The sequence below is a fragment of the Devosia sp. MC1541 genome (genome assembly GCF_012847305.1).
Lineage (GTDB): Bacteria > Pseudomonadota > Alphaproteobacteria > Rhizobiales > Devosiaceae > Devosia.
The window spans coordinates 12559-27466 of sequence record NZ_JABBDZ010000025.1; the positions used below are offsets into that span (position 1 = coordinate 12559).

The 14908-nt window shown below is 58.0% G+C and carries 11 protein-coding genes; 2 read left to right on the forward strand and 9 right to left on the reverse strand.

What is annotated here, in order from left to right:
• Positions 1-188 precede the first annotated feature (188 nt).
• The 8 genes from HKD40_RS16900 to HKD40_RS16935 all read right to left on the reverse strand — a co-directional run bounded on the left by HKD40_RS16900 (position 189) and on the right by HKD40_RS16935 (position 12345).
• Positions 189-2213 (reverse strand): methyl-accepting chemotaxis protein, encoded by a 2025-nt coding sequence (locus HKD40_RS16900; RefSeq protein ID WP_169196952.1) that lies wholly within the window; start codon positions 2211-2213, stop codon positions 189-191.
• Positions 2214-2361: 148 nt separating this feature from the next.
• On the reverse strand, positions 2362-3765 hold the full coding sequence (gene ahcY / locus HKD40_RS16905) for an adenosylhomocysteinase (protein ID WP_169196953.1): 1404 nt from the start codon (positions 3763-3765) through the stop codon (positions 2362-2364).
• A gap of 105 nt (positions 3766-3870) precedes the next feature.
• Positions 3871-6513 (reverse strand): EAL domain-containing protein, encoded by a 2643-nt coding sequence (locus HKD40_RS16910; protein WP_210257151.1) that lies wholly within the window; start codon positions 6511-6513, stop codon positions 3871-3873.
• Between the two features lie 113 nt (positions 6514-6626).
• Positions 6627-7538, reverse strand: coding sequence for a methylisocitrate lyase (prpB, locus tag HKD40_RS16915; RefSeq protein ID WP_169196954.1), 912 nt, complete (start codon positions 7536-7538; stop codon positions 6627-6629).
• Between the two features lie 3 nt (positions 7539-7541).
• Positions 7542-8690 carry a 2-methylcitrate synthase gene (prpC, locus tag HKD40_RS16920; protein ID WP_169196955.1) on the reverse strand — a complete coding sequence of 383 codons (1149 nt, stop codon included), beginning with the start codon at positions 8688-8690 and terminating at the stop codon, positions 7542-7544.
• A gap of 11 nt (positions 8691-8701) precedes the next feature.
• On the reverse strand, positions 8702-10201 hold the full coding sequence (locus tag HKD40_RS16925) for an MmgE/PrpD family protein (protein ID WP_169196956.1): 1500 nt from the start codon (positions 10199-10201) through the stop codon (positions 8702-8704).
• 110 nt (positions 10202-10311) lie between these two features.
• The gene (locus HKD40_RS16930; protein WP_169196957.1) at positions 10312-10866 is read right to left on the reverse strand and encodes a gamma carbonic anhydrase family protein; all 555 of its coding nucleotides are present in this window, start codon (positions 10864-10866) and stop codon (positions 10312-10314) included.
• A 69-nt stretch (positions 10867-10935) separates the two neighbouring features.
• Positions 10936-12345, reverse strand: coding sequence for a protein adenylyltransferase SelO (locus HKD40_RS16935; RefSeq protein WP_169196958.1), 1410 nt, complete (start codon positions 12343-12345; stop codon positions 10936-10938).
• A 100-nt stretch (positions 12346-12445) separates the two neighbouring features.
• Between HKD40_RS16935 and HKD40_RS16940 the strand changes: the two genes are divergently transcribed.
• A complete protein-coding gene (locus HKD40_RS16940) occupies positions 12446-13129 on the forward strand; it encodes an HAD family phosphatase (RefSeq protein WP_169196959.1) in 684 nt (227 codons plus the stop codon).
• A 298-nt stretch (positions 13130-13427) separates the two neighbouring features.
• Positions 13428-14318: a cell wall hydrolase gene (locus tag HKD40_RS16945; protein ID WP_169196960.1), complete on the forward strand. Its 891-nt coding sequence runs from the start codon at positions 13428-13430 to the stop codon at positions 14316-14318.
• A 294-nt stretch (positions 14319-14612) separates the two neighbouring features.
• Here the strand turns inward: HKD40_RS16945 and HKD40_RS16950 are convergent.
• Positions 14613-14908 (reverse strand): IS1 family transposase (locus HKD40_RS16950; protein ID WP_169195921.1); only part of this gene is annotated, 296 nt, incomplete at its 5' end.

Sequence of the window (14908 nt, forward strand, 5' to 3'; positions counted from 1 at the left end):
GTCGGAATCGGGCAAAAGAGTCTTCCTGCCTGTGAGGAGCGGGCAAATGGCAAGGAATGCACTTGACTGTGAACGAAACAGAAACCTTTACGAAACGTAAAAGCCCGGGCAAATCACCCGGGCTTTCACATGTATTTTTCGAGCTAAGCGCCGGAAAATCTGAGATCTACCAGCGTTTATAGCTGAGTTCAGAACGCGGTCCAGTCGTTCGTTGCTTCGCGTTGTGTGTGTTTTGTCGCAATCTTTGGACGGGCCGCGCGCGGCTCAACCGCATGACCGAGATAGTTCATCGCGGCCTTTCGCGCCGGGTCTGCACCGGCTACCTGGAAGACATCGACGATCCGATCAAGCTCATTGGCCTGTTCTTCGGTCTGCTCAATCGAGGCGTTGATCTCTTCAACCAGCGCCGCATTGTGCTGGGTCATCTCATCCATCTGACGCACTGCGGTGTTGACCTCGGCGATGGCCGAAGCCTGTTCGCCGCTGGCACGCGCAATGGCATCGAGCAGGACTGTGTTGGCGCGAACGCCATCGAGAATACCGACAAGCTTAGCGGCAGCATCGGAGACAAGGCGTGTGCCGGTGGAGACCTGGGCGGCACTCTGGTCGATGAGCACCTTGACATCTGCAGACGCGGTTGCAGCGCTCTGGGCCAAGCGGCGAACCTCAACCGCGACAACAGCAAAGCCCTTACCAGCTTCGCCAGCACGCGCGGCTTCAACCGAAGCGTTGAGTGCCAGAAGATTGGTCTGGAATGCGATGTCGTCGATCATGCCAATGATGTTGGAAATCTTGGCCGAGGACTCGGTGATGCGGGCCATGGCCTCATTGGCATCGCCCATAACCGCACCGCCCTGTTCGGCGGCGACAGAAACCGTGCCAGCCTTAGCGCTTGCGTCATGTGCCTTGGTGGCGTTTTCGGTGACCGTCTGTGCCAATTGTTCCATGGCCGCAGAAGTCTGTTCAATCGTCGCTGCCTGACGGGTGGTGCGCTCAGACAGATCATTAGCGCCCGCGAGGATTTCGCTGGTCGCCGACTTGAGGGTGCCCGATGTGCCGCGCAGTTGCGTGACGATCATGGTGAGCTTATCGGCCACTTCGTTGACGTCGTTCTTGAGCTTGGCAAAAGCACCGCGATGTTCGCCGCGCATACGCGAGGTGAGATCGGTGTTGGCCAGAGCGGCGAGAACTTCGCCGGTTTCGACGACGCCGCGTTCAACGCTTTCAACCAGCGTATTGACCGAGGCGGCCAACATGTTGAGCTCATGATCCGGGAAGTTCGCCGCAACACGACGCGTGAAATCACCGTCCACCGCTGCGTCGACAACTTCGCCGAAGGCGATTTGCAGGTCGCTCATCATCGACTGACGCGCAGCCTGATCGCGAATAATGCGCGCGGCCTCCGCTTCGGTCATTTGCGAGACTTTTAGGCCGTTCTGGCGGAACACTTCCACCGAGCGAGCCATAGCGCCGATCTCGTCGTGACGCGTCACGCCTTCAATGACCAGATCGAACTTGCCATCGGTCATCTCAGCCATCTGCTCAGACAGGCGATTGATTGGACGGGTAAGGCTACGTGCGATCAACCAGCCGAGCACTGTCGAGGCGGCAATCAGCGCTAGGGCGATGGTTGTGCTGCTGATGACTTCTTGCCAATAAAGCTCTTCAATATCCGTCTGGAGCACGCCGGTACCGGCGGCCCAGCCCCAAGGCGCGAAGTTCTGAACATAGGTCAGCTTATCGACTTCTGCGCCTTCTTCATCGTTTGGATTGAAGCCAAAAGTGGTGAAGATCGAGCCTTGGAGGCGCGCACCATCGGTATATTCCTCGATGAAGCGCTTGCCGCGCGAATCTGTACGGTCGCGCATATTGGTGTTGACGACATTGGGATTGGTGTTGGCCAACATGACGTAGTCATGGCTGACCACGAAGACATAATCGTCGCCGGAATAGAGCATGGCGCTCACCGAGCGCAGCGCTTCCGCCTGCGCGTCTTCGAGCGTCATCTCGCCAGACTGAACGCGGGCTTCATAGGAGCCGAGCACTGAAACAGCCGCTTCAACGACGCTGCGAATTTCGGTTTTCTTGAGTTCGGTGAGGTTTGTGCGGGTGTGGCTGAGCTGGAACCCGATTACGCCGACAAAGCCAACGATGAACAGGGCAAGAAGGATATACATTCGGCGCGAGATGCTGCCGAGAAGGCGATCGAACATGGATAGTCTCAGGGAGAGAGGCGGGTGGGGCTTACGCTCACTCAGACATTTCAACTGCGGCTTAAAATTTAGATAAGGTTTACCATGTCTTACCCATAAAAAAGCCCGCCGAAGCGGGCTTTCTCATATCTGGTGGCAGAACCGAAAATTAGTAGCGGTATTCGCCGGACTTGAATGGGCCGTCGACATCGACGCCGATGTAGTCAGCCTGGGTTTTGTTGAGCTTGGTGAGCTTTGCGCCGAGCTTGGCCAAGTGCAATTCAGCGACCTTCTCGTCGAGGTGCTTTGGCAGCACGTGAACGGCCTTGGCCATGGTTTCGCCCTTGGTCCAGAGTTCGACCTGAGCCAGGGTCTGGTTGGCAAAGGATGCCGACATCACAAAGCTTGGGTGACCGGTGGCGTTGCCAAGGTTTACCAAGCGCCCTTCGGAGAGAAGGATCAGGCGGCTGCCATCTGGCTTCTCGATCAGATCGACCTGTGGCTTAACATTGGTCCACTTGAAGTTGCGCAGACCGAGCACGTCGATTTCGTTGTCGAAGTGGCCGATGTTGCAGACAATGGCCATGTCCTTGAGCTTGCGCATGTCATCGACCATCAAGACGTCACGATTGCCAGTGGCGGTGACGACGATGTCGGCGCGGTGCGCAGCGTCTTCGAGGGTGACGACTTCAAAGCCTTCCATAGCCGCCTGCAGCGCGCAGATCGGATCGACTTCGGTGACGAGCACGCGGGCGCCAGCGCCACGCAGGGATTCAGCCGAACCCTTGCCCACATCGCCATAGCCGCAAACGATGGCGACCTTGCCAGCGAGCATCACGTCGGTGCCGCGACGGATCGCGTCAACGAGCGATTCACGAGTGCCGTACTTGTTGTCGAACTTGGACTTGGTGACCGAGTCATTGACGTTGATCGCTGGGAACGGCAGTTCGCCCTTAGCGGCCAGCTGATTGAGACGCAGAACGCCCGTGGTGGTTTCTTCCGAAACGCCGCGGATGGCATCGCGGATCTTGGAGAAGAAGCCCGGGGACTTGGCGAGGCGCTTACGGATGGTGGCAAAGAAGATTTCTTCTTCTTCCGAACCTGGCTTGTCGAGAACAGAAATGTCCTTCTCAGCCTTGGCGCCAACGAGCACGTACATGGTCGCGTCGCCACCGTCGTCGAGGATCATATTTGGGGTTTCGCCATTGCCCCAATCCATCATGCGGTCGGTGAATTCCCAGTATTCTTCGAGGGTTTCGCCCTTGTGCGCGAACACAGGAATGCCAGCAGCGGCGATGGCAGCAGCAGCGTGATCCTGGGTCGAGAAGATATTGCACGACACCCAACGTACGTCCGCGCCGAGAGCAACGAGGGTCTCGATCAGCACGCCGGTCTGAATGGTCATGTGCAGCGAGCCCGCAATGCGCGCGCCCTTGAGCGGCTGAGCAGCAGCATATTCAGAGCGAATGGCCATCAGGCCCGGCATTTCGATCTCGGCAATGCTGAGCTCCTTGCGGCCGAAATCTGCAAGAGAGATGTCCTTGACCGAATATTCAGTCGCTGGGTTTGTCATGGGTCGGCTCCACAGGAGAAAGGTTTTGTCATTCCTATACGGAATGGAAAGGCACGGATCAATCGGGATATAAAGATTTGTTTATATCCCGACATCGGCCGGGCGTTATCCAGTGTGGCGCAGCGCTGGTGTGCGCAGGAAGCTCTCCAGCATTTCGCGCGACATTGGGCGGCCTAGGGCATAGCCCTGAAGAATATCGCAACCGAGGTCTCGCAAGACCGCTGCGTGTTCCATGGTCTCGACGCCTTCGGCGACGATATCGATGTCCATGGATTTGCCAATGTCGACGATGGAGTCAACGAGGCGGCGCTGGCTCAGGCTGTCGACGATGGGGGCGACCAATTGTCGGTCGATTTTGAGGCGGCGCGGACGCAGCTTTTGCAAAGAGACGATGGAGGCGTATCCGGTGCCGAAGTCATCGATTTCAATATCGATACCGAGCTGCTTAATGCGCTCGATATTGAACGAGACGACGCTGTCGCTTTCATCGAGATAGATGGATTCCACCAGCTCGAAGGCAATGCGCCCCGGCTCGATGTCCAGCGCCTTGAGGCTATCGCCCAAGGTCTCATCATTGAGGCGACGCAAAGACACGTTCACCGAAGCATGGGGCACGTGTAGCCCGATAGCGTCCCAGCGCTTGAGATCTGCCAGCACTTGACGCAGCACCAGAGAATCCAGCGCGCTGACGACATTGAGTTCATCGGCGATGCGCATGAAGCGGTCGGGCGTCAACAGGCCCTCGGTGGGGTGATGCCAGCGCACCAGCGCTTCAACGCCGGTGACGGCCAAGGTGCGGGCATCGACCTGCGGTTGATAAAAGGCGATAAACTCATGGTTTTCGAGGCCGCTGAGGATTTCGTCAGCGATGCGCTTGGAACTGATGACCTCGCTCTGTAGCTCCTGGGTGAAGAACTCATAGCGATTGCGCCCGCGCGCCTTAGCCCGATAGAGGGCGATGTCGGCATTGATCAGCAGCTGTTTCACATCGGTATTGGCTGAGCGGCTGACGGCAAGCCCGACGCTCACACCAAAGCGGCATTCGTGCCCTTCATGCAGCACCGGCTTGCGCATTTCGTGCACGATCTTGTCGGCCATGGCAGTGAGACGATCATCGCTCGCGCCAGCGCTGGAGACGATGACAAATTCGTCCCCGCCAATGCGGGCAACAAAATCGGTATCGTGGCAGTTGAAGCGCAGCACTTCGGCGGCGTGGACCAGCATGGCATCGCCTGCCGCATGGCCTAGTGTGTCGTTGATCTGCTTGAAGCGGTCGAGATCGATATGGAGGAGCGCAATCGATCCGGCGCCATAATAGCCGTCCTGCAGATGTTGCTTGAGCATGTCGTCGAGGTAACGACGGTTCGGCAGGCCGGTAAGACTATCGTGGAGCGCGTTGTGTTCGATGGAAATACGCGCCGCTTCGAGATCCTTATTGCGCGCCTCGGTGAGGCTCTTGGCGTTGAGCAGGGCCTGATGCATTTCGACGTCGGCGGTGATGTCAAAATTCACCCCGATAATCGCGTCGGACCGGCCTTCTTCGCGGAAGAAGGCGCCAACCGAGCGAACGTAGCGAATGCCGCCGTCTGGCCTGACCACGCGATAGGTGGACTCTGATCGCCCCTCGGAGACCATGTCCTTAAAATCACTGCTGGCGCGTTCGCGGTCTTCTGGGTGGACCGCGGCCAGCCAATCCTCATTGCGTCGCGGCTTGCCATCATTGGGCGTGCCATAGAGAAAATTTGTGCGGGCATCCCAAGTCTCGAGCCCGCTTTCGAGATCGATCTCCCAGACGCCAACCTTGGACACATCCAAGGCCAAGTGGAAACGACGCGTCAGCGCGTCCAGCTCTTGGGCGTGGTCGGCGATCTCGCGGATATGGTTTTGGCGCTGTTGCACCATGCGACCGGTGAGGAGAATGGGCAGCAAAATCAGCGCGCCGGCAATGCCCAACATGACGCGCAAGGCCCATGTGGCAGCGGCGTTTGGAACCCAACCGTTCTTGGGCACAACGGCAAAGCGCCACTGGCCATCGGTGAGATTGACATCGGCATAGACCGGATTGCGCGGGGAGAGGTCCTGACCAAAGATGCGCTGCCCGCTCGGCTGCTCGCGCGTGTAGAGCGTGAGGGAGAGGTCGAAGTCGCGGTTTTCGATAATACCGCTCGCCATGAGCAGCCTTGGACCATCAACGACGGCTGAGACAATGCCCCACAGACGCGCCGTATTGGCATCAAAAATGGGGTAACGAGCGACGAAACCAACGCCGCCTTGCACCAAAGCCAGGGGGCCGACAAAATGGGACTCACCGCTGGTGAGCATGCGCTGAACCGCAGGCCATTGCTCGGGCGAGGTGCGGTAATCAAAGCCGATGGAGTCTTCATTGCCCGTGCGCGGATAGGCCCAGCGCACCACCATGTCAGGGGCTAAGGTAACCGCGCGGATTTGGCTATTGCCGTCGAGCGTCGCCGCTGCCAATTGCCGAAAGCGGCTTTCGTCCAGCTCAACATCGGCTGCAAGGGCGGAGGCCATGCCTTTGAGCAGTTGGAGATTGCTCTGAATATTGCTTTCCAGCTTGGTGCGAATGACCGAGAGCTTTGAAATATATTCCGCGCGCATACGCGTTTCGGCAATCTGTTGATTTTGCTGTTCAATAAGAAACGCAAAGACAGCAAGAAGTGCCAGAGCAATAAGGATCGGCACCACAACAATGCGATGCCAACCAATCAGCTTCCGGGAGTATTTCATTCCGGTTTTGCTTGAAATTTCCCCACCCCGCTCAAAGCGACGAGGGGAAGTAGATCATCATCAGATTAATAGATTCAAACGATTTTTGACTTAACTCGGGACCACATCTGGTCTTAGAGCGCTGTAGGGACGATGGTTTTAACAATTGAGGCGTCGAGCGCTTCATAGTCGTGCAGGCCAATGACGTCGTAGAGTTCTTGGCGCGTCTGCATCTCAGGCAGCATGGCCTTGGTGCCGCCATCGCGCTTGATGGTGGCGTAAAGCTTTTCCTGCGCCTTGTTGGCGACGCGCAAAGACGACACCGGCCAGATGACCATGGAATAGCCCAGAGCCTCAAATTCAGACGCCGTCTGATAGGGCGTGCGGCCAAATTCGGTCATGTTGGCCAGAAGCTTAACGCCCGGCATCGCCTTGGCGAAGTCGCGGAACATGTCGATGGTGGTGAGCGCTTCCGGGAAAATCGCATCAGCCCCGGCTTCGACGTAAAGCTTGGCGCGGGCGATGGCACCATCAAGGCCTTCACTGCCAGCAGCGTCGGTGCGGGCGATGATGACCATATCGCGGCGCGCCTTGGCAGCAGCGGCAACCTTGGCCGCCATGTCATGGGCATCGGCAAGTTTTTTATCGTTGAGGTGGCCGCATTTTTTCGGCAGCAGCTGGTCTTCTAGGTGGACTGCCCCTGCCCCGGCTTCTTCAAAAGAGCGGACCATGTGCATGACATTGAGCGCTTCGCCATAGCCCGTGTCGCCGTCGACCAAGAGCGGCAGGCCGGAGGCCCGAGCAATCTGGCGGATGAAGAAGGAGACTTCATCGACGGTGATTATGCCGAGATCGGGAATACCCATCGACGCGGTCATGGCCGCGCCTGAAAGATAGAGCCCTTCAAAGCCCGCGTTACGGGCCTGAATGGCGGCTTGGCCATTGTGTGCGCCTGGAAGCTGGAGGATTTGCGGACGATCCAGGAGGGCGCGGAAGCGAGAACCCGCGCTTTCGCGCGGGAGTTCAGCACTGATGAGATAAGGCATGGTTCAAGCCTCCTTGCGATCTTTGAGCGGCACGAACTTGAGATCTTCGGGGCCGATGTAATTGGCCGAAGGGCGAATGATCTTGCCGTCCTGACGCTGCTCGATGACGTGAGCGGACCAGCCGGAGGTGCGCGCAATGACAAAGAGCGGGGTGAACATGGCCGTTGGAACGCCCATGAGATTGTAAGAAACGGCCGAGAACCAATCGAGGTTCGGGAACATTTTCTTGGCGTCCATCATCACCGTTTCGATACGCTCGGCGATATCGAACTGGCGTTTCGCCCCGGCTTGCTCAGCGAGTGCTTTGGAGACGCGCTTAATGACGACATTGCGCGGATCGGAGACCGTGTAGACCGGGTGACCAAAGCCGATGATAACTTCCTTATTCTCAACGCGCTTGCGGATATCGGCTTCGGCTGCATCGGCCGAGGCGTAGCGCTCTTGAATTTGGAAAGCGACTTCGTTGGCCCCGCCATGTTTTGGACCGCGCAGCGCGCCAATTGCACCAGCGATGGACGAATACATGTCCGAGCCTGTGCCTGCGATGACGCGGGCGGTGAAGGTCGAGGCATTGAACTCATGCTCGGCATAGAGAATGAGCGAAACATGCATGGCTTTTACCCACTCTTGGCTTGGAGCTTTTCCATGCAAGAGGTGTAAAAAATGACCACCAATGCTGTCGTCGTCGGTTTCAACCTCGATGCGGCGACCATTATTGGCGTAGTGATACCAATAGAGAAGGATCGAGCCGAGGTTGGCCATAAGGCGATCGGCAATGGTGCGGGCGTCGGCCGTGTTGTGATCGCTCGGCTCTGGCAGAGTGCAGCCCATGACTGATACGCCGGTGCGCATGACATCCATGGGATGGGCACCGGCTGGCAGGGCTTCGAGCGATTGGCGGACGGCCAGAGGCAGTCCACGCATGGCCTTCAAACGCGTTTTATAGGCGGCGAGCTGAGAGACCGTTGGCAGAGTGCCGTGGACCAGAAGGTGCGCCACCTCCTCGAACTCGCAGGTTTCTGCGAGGTCGAGAATGTCATAGCCGCGATAATGAAGATCGTTGCCTGTGCGCCCAACGGTGCACAGGGCGGTGTTGCCAGCGGAAACACCTGAGAGAGCAACGGATTTCTTCGGTTTGAACGTCGTTTCCATGACGTCCTCCCTCAGAAAATGCCGGCAGGAGCTTCAGGACCGAGCTGGTCCGTCGTCACCACAAAGTTAAGCTGGCGCACTTCTGCAGCGGTAAGGCTGGGCAGACGCTCGACAAGAGCGAGGAAGCGATCCTGCTCCTCTTTCGAGACGATGCCTTCGCAGAGCGTGCGGAACTTTTCGATGTAGTTCGGGCGGCTAAAGGGACGTGCGCCATTGGGGTGTGCATCCGCGACGCCAAGCTCATCAACGAGCGTTGTGCCATCTTCCATGGTGATGATGACCTGACCACCATAGGCCATGTCTTCGCCCTTGGCGTGATAACGCTTGGTCCAGATCGGGTCTTCTTCGGTGGTGATCTTGTGCCAGAGAGCGACTGTTTCCGGACGGTTGGCGCGTTCGGGAGCGTAGCTCTTGACGTGGTGCCAACCGCGATCTTCGAGCGCCACCGCAAAAATATACATGATGGAGTGGTCGAGCGTTTCGCGGCTCGCTTTAGGGTCCATCTTCTGCGGATCGTTCGCACCCGTGCCGATGACATAGTGGGTGTGATGGCTGGTCTTGATCAGGATCGATTTGATCTTGGAGAAGTCGGCAATCTTGGCGCCCATGCGCTTGGCCAGATCGATAAGCGCCTGGCTCTGATATTCAGCCGAATATTCCTTGGTGTAGGTATCCATGATGGCGCGCTTGGCTTCGCCCTTTTCCGGCAGCGGCACGTAGTAACGCGCAGATGGGCCGGAGAGGAGGTAGGCGATAAAACCGTCTTCGCCTTCATAGGCTGGAGAAGGAGCGCCTTCGCCGCGCATGACACGGTCCACCGCTTCAATGGCCATTTTGCCCGCAAAGCCAGGGGCATAAGCCTTCCACGTGGAAATCTCGCCCTTACGCGACTGGCGCGTGGTGGTGGTGGTGTGGAGCGCCTGCTGGATCGCCTGATAGGTGATTTCGGTTGAGAGCCCCAAAAGCGCACCAATGCCACCAGCAGCCGAAGGGCCAAGGTGGGCGATATGGTCGATCTTGTGTTCGTGCAGGCAGATGCCCTTTACGAGATCGACCTGAATTTCATAGCCCGCTGCAATGCCGCGCAGCAGAGCCTGTCCATCGAGACCCTTGGCCTGCGCCACCGCGAGAATGGGCGGGATATTGTCGCCGGGGTGGGAATAGTCAGCGGCGAGGAAGGTGTCGTGGAAGTCGAGTTCGCGCACGGCCACGCCGTTGGCGTAAGCGGCCCATTCGGGCGAGACTTTGACATTTTCGGGCAGACCAAAAACCTGCGCGCCGCGCGGGGATTGGTGACCCAAGGCCTGAGCCCGGGCCGAACGAATGGGACCGCGCGCAATCGAGGCGGCGGCCACAGAAGCGTTGTCGATGATACGATTGCCGATCATCTCAATGACATCGGCGTCGAGGGCGACCGGGTCGGTGGCAACACTGGCGAGCTTCCACGCCAATTGGTCCTCGCGAGGAAGATGCTCAGCCGATTTATAGGTGCGTACTTCGTGGGTCTTCATGCTGGCTCCTCTTCCGGCAATAAAACTATTTGCTTGAGCATAGACCTCTCCAAGGTCAGGTCCCAAGCGGCGAACTGATGCGTTTGCGGCAAGCCCCCTTGCCCTTTACGTCAAGCGGGCTCGAAGTTTGGTTCGTCGGGTGAAATTGGGCGGCACCCTTGGGCGTAGCGCCGTGCATTTTGCACATAGCGCTCGGCCGATGCGGCGAGCGCGGCGACGCCTTCGGCATCGATGTCGCGAACGACTTTGCCCGGCGCGCCCAAAACCATGGAATTGTCAGGGATAATCTTACCCTCGGTGATGAGGGCATTGGCGCCGATGAGACAGTTTTTGCCAATGACCGCACCATTGAGCACGGTTGCGCCCATGCCAATGAGTGAATTGTCGCCAATGGTGCAGCCATGAACAATGGCAGCGTGGCCAATGGTGACATTCTCGCCGATCACCAGCGGATGACCGGTATCGGTATGCAGAACGCTATTCTCTTGAATATTGGTGCGCCGACCAATGGTGATGCGCTCAATGTCGCCGCGGGCGGCAACGCCGAACCAAATGCCGACATCGGCCCCGACAACAATATCGCCCACCAGAACAGCAGTTGGCGCGATCCAGGCGACCTCAGGGTCGATTTTGGGCGCGACGCCATCAAGTGCATAAATCGGCATTGTTGTAGTCCTCCCTGACCACATTATGCAGGTCCGGGAAGACGCAACAAGGGCTTGTACGTCGCAGATCTAAACGATGACGTTGTAGGCGGCGCGCATCTGGGCAATGTCTTGCAGCGTTTGATGAAAGAGTGACCAGTCATCGCTCTGCGCAATGGGGGCCCAGATGGCTTCCACCTCATCGATGAGCATGGTGCGCGGCTTTTTCTGGGCAAAATAGGCGTGACCGAGGTTCACATCATCCGATGGCCCATAGCGCTCCAAAAGATCGGCGAACGGGCGGAAGGCCTCGCTGGCGTAAAGATCTGCACTGGGGCTGGCCGCGGCGCGATCAAAGCTCAAGACGCCACCGCGCCAATCAAAGAAGAATTGCTCATATGGTGCTTTGCTGGCCGTGAGGAAGGCGAACATGGCGGCAACGAAGGCAGTGCCGTCGTCCACGTCACGCGGTTTTAGGCCGAGGCGGCGGAGCACCTGACGGCCCAATTGGTCGCGGAACTGCGGCCAAATGGTGTTGAGCGCGGGCTCTAGCTTTTCGATCGACGACAGCGGGACGAGGCATTCGGCGAGACGGGTCAAATTCCAGGCGAGCGTGTCGGGCTGGCGACCAAAGGCATAAAGCCCAGTTTCGTCGAAATAGGCAGCGGTGAAGGTGGGGTCATAGGTTGGAATGAACCGCCACGGGCCGTAGTCAAAGCTTTCGCCGGTGATGTTGATATTGTCGGTATTGAGAACGCCATGGACAAAGCCGGCGGCGGTCCATTGCGCACCAAGGCGCGCGACTTCGGCGACGACGCGTTCGAGCAATGCCGCCGCGCGATCTTCAGCCTCGGCGAGGTCTGGATAATAGTGGGCGATGGTGTGATCCACCAAACGCTGGAGATTTTCCTTATCGTCGAAATAGGCAAAGCGCTGGAAGGTGCCGAGGCGAATATGGCTGTGGCTGAGGCGTGTCAGCGCTGCCGAGCGCGTCGGGGACGGCTCATCGCCGCGATGCAATTGCTCGCCCGTCTCGACCAGCGAGAAACTTTTTGACGTATAGACGCCCAGGGCTTCGAGCATCTCGGTAGCGAGCACTTCGCGCACTCCCCCCTTGAGCGTCAGGCGACCATCGCCGCCGCGCGACCATGGGGTTTTGCCCGAGCCTTTGGTGCCGAAATCGAGAAGGCGCCCATCAACCGGATCGATGCATTGGGCAAACAAAAACCCCCGCCCGTCGCCGAGATCGGTGTTGTATGACCGGAACTGATGGCCGTGATAGCGCAGCGCCAAGGGTTCGGGAAACGATCCTTCAAACGGCTCAAACCGACCAAAATGATCTAACCATTTGGAATCACTGAGTGCGTCCAAGCCAATGCGTTCGGCCCACCGCTGATCGCGGTGGCGCAGAATGGTTTTTGGAAAATCGGCAGGAGCGACGCGATCAAAGAAGGCATTGCCAAGGGCCTGGTGCGTTTGCACGGGTCTAAACTGGGTCATGCTCTACCAATGCTCGCACGAGGGGTTGAGTTCGACACGCAGGTCGGGCTTGCACAGCTGTCGCTTCCGTATCGGCAAATTTCAGCATATAGCGCAATCTATGATGCCTGATCTCGATAGTATTCGCCTGACGCCCTTTCAAGCCGCCATCTTCGACATGGACGGCACCCTGCTCGACACCGAGATGTTCTTTAAGACCATCGTCTATGAAGTGGCCGATGAGCTTGGCTATGTCATGACCCATGATATCCATCGCGGCATGGTTGGATCGAGCAACGAGCACACCAAGCTGTGGTTGCAGCACTCGTATGGGAAGGAATTCTCTTACGAGACCTTCAACAACCGATGCCTTGAGATGATCGATGTCATGGGCGCGGATGGGGTGCCGGTGAAGGCCGGTGCAATCGAGTTTCTCCGTGAGATTCGCGAGCGCGGCATTCCAACAGCGGTCGCGACCTCCTCATCGCGCAAGCATGCGCACCACCATTTGGCGAGCTCGGGGCTGATTGATCTGTTTGATACCATCGTCACCCGCGACGATGTCATGAACCCCAAGCCCGACCCAGAACCCTATCTGCTTGCAGCCAAGCGCCTTGGTGTCGATCCGACGCTGTGCCTGGCGCTCGAAGACAGCAATGTTGGCGTCCGCGCGGCCCACGCAGCCGGTATGCAGACGATTATGGTGCCGGACATGGTCGGCCCCGATGAACATATCCACAGGCTGGGTGTGTCTGTGATGGAAAGCCTAAACCACGTTCATCGTGCGGCATTCCACGGCGAATAAGGGGAATCCGGGCGTCGCCCGGATTAACCATTTTCGGTAATAGATAAATCTTTATCGAATAGCGTAAGCCCTCATTCAGCATCCCTAAAACTCAGCGAAATCAAAGGTTTCCATAAGGCCTTCGGGCCTTTAACTATAGCTTAAGTTGCTAATTGCTATGGTTAAGCAGCCGTAAATTTCGACTTCCATCGGGCGCCATCCTTGGCTAGTGTAAGGACAACGACCGATGGCCGCTTAGGCGGACACGGAGAAGGCTCACCGGCAACGACCGGCTGGGCTCAGGGATAAGGACGGGGCTTTGAAGAAAAGCTGGCAGCAAAATTCGACCCGAGCGTTTTCAGCCGCTCTCGCCGTTGGCGCCTTTGCGCTCACTTTGCTCGTTACCTTTTCGCCGGCCCGCGCCGAGACCGGAGTTACCCTTCCGCACACCATTCCTGAAGCATTGACCGAGCTGCGCCAGCAACCCGCTCTGGGCGCGACGCTGAACATCCGTCCGGGTGAACAGCCGCTGACCGAAGCGCTCGTTGCCAATTATGCCAAGCGCCAGCAAGAGCTGCGCTCCGTTTCGGTAACACTGGCTGGCCCACAGGCTGAGCTGACCGATGACGTGCTGATGGGCTATATTTCGCGCGGCTCTGTCGGCGAGCCCCACACCGCGCTTTCGGCCATCGCGAGCTTTACCGCTCCGGTGCCAGTGTCCAAGAACACCGTTTCGAGCGACATCCTCGCGTCCTATCTCGAAAATGGCTATCAGCCGACCGAGAAGCGTCTGGCGACTGCCAATGCGGAACGCGAATGCCTCGCACAGGCGATTTACCACGAAGCCCGTGGCGAAACCGCAAGCGGCCAGCAGGCTGTGGCCAATGTGATCGTCAACCGCGCGCGTTCGGGCAAGTTCCCGGGTTCGCTGTGCGGCGTGATCTATCAGAACGCCAACAAGGGTCTTTATCGTTGCCAGTTCACCTTCGCTTGCGATGGTCGTGACGATACCCCAACCGAACGCCGCGCATGGGCGAACTCGCAGGATCTTGCCCAGACCATCTATAAGAAATTTGCCATCGGCAAAGAGATCGGCGCTGTTCCGGGCAAGACACTCTACTACCACACCACTGCCGTGCGCCCATCTTGGGCAAACACCTTCCATCAGGTGGCAGCGGTGGATAGCCATATTTTCTACGCGCCAAACTGAGGCGAGTTAGAATTGGGATTTGAAAGAGGCGCCTTGAGCGCCTTTTTTGTTGGGGGTTTGTGGGGCTGTTCGGCAAAACGCGCGTGCTGGTGCCTAGCCATCACCCCACCTCCCTCCCCCTCAAGGGAAGGGAGGTAGAGCGGTGTTGTGGAGGGATGGTGGCTCAGGGGAGAGAGCGCTCGGGCTCGGGTGCAGTGCGGGCGAAGGCGTGGAGCTTTGGGCGGCGCGATTTCATCCAAAGTCAGCGTTCAATCCCCCCCCCTCAATCCCTCCCCCTCAAGGGGAGGGGACTGTTCATTTGGGACTCTTTATGAGGTGCCTGTTGAAGAACAGATTGAGCGTAATCTCGAGCATCTGCACTGTTTTGGAGACGCGCTTTGTCCGCCGATTGAACCGCGCAAGATTGTCCCTGATTGAGGAATTTGAGGACTCAATCAGGTGGGTTTGCGCCTTTGTTTCCAGGTGTGGCACGGTCACGCCATTGCGCTTGAAAGCGAGTGCGTAACAAGAGTTGGCATCGGTAAAGATGGCCCCGATCTCACCCACAGCCTGCAGGGCCAAGCGGTAAGCCGTGATCGCACTTTCTACGC

What these genes read in the sequence shown, in the direction of transcription:
- HKD40_RS16930 (WP_169196957.1), bottom strand. Translation starts at nt 10,866, where the DNA reads ATGCCGATTTATGCACTTGATGGCGTCGCGCCCAAAATCGACCCTGAG.
- HKD40_RS16900 (WP_169196952.1), bottom strand. Translation starts at nt 2,213, where the DNA reads ATGTTCGATCGCCTTCTCGGCAGCATCTCGCGCCGAATGTATATCCTT.
- prpC (WP_169196955.1), bottom strand. Translation starts at nt 8,690, where the DNA reads ATGGAAACGACGTTCAAACCGAAGAAATCCGTTGCTCTCTCAGGTGTT.
- HKD40_RS16910 (WP_210257151.1), bottom strand. Translation starts at nt 6,513, where the DNA reads ATGAAATACTCCCGGAAGCTGATTGGTTGGCATCGCATTGTTGTGGTG.
- ahcY (WP_169196953.1), bottom strand. Translation starts at nt 3,765, where the DNA reads ATGACAAACCCAGCGACTGAATATTCGGTCAAGGACATCTCTCTTGCA.
- HKD40_RS16935 (WP_169196958.1), bottom strand. Translation starts at nt 12,345, where the DNA reads ATGACCCAGTTTAGACCCGTGCAAACGCACCAGGCCCTTGGCAATGCC.
- HKD40_RS16925 (WP_169196956.1), bottom strand. Translation starts at nt 10,201, where the DNA reads ATGAAGACCCACGAAGTACGCACCTATAAATCGGCTGAGCATCTTCCT.
- prpB (WP_169196954.1), bottom strand. Translation starts at nt 7,538, where the DNA reads ATGCCTTATCTCATCAGTGCTGAACTCCCGCGCGAAAGCGCGGGTTCT.
- HKD40_RS16940 (WP_169196959.1), top strand. Translation starts at nt 12,446, where the DNA reads ATGATGCCTGATCTCGATAGTATTCGCCTGACGCCCTTTCAAGCCGCC.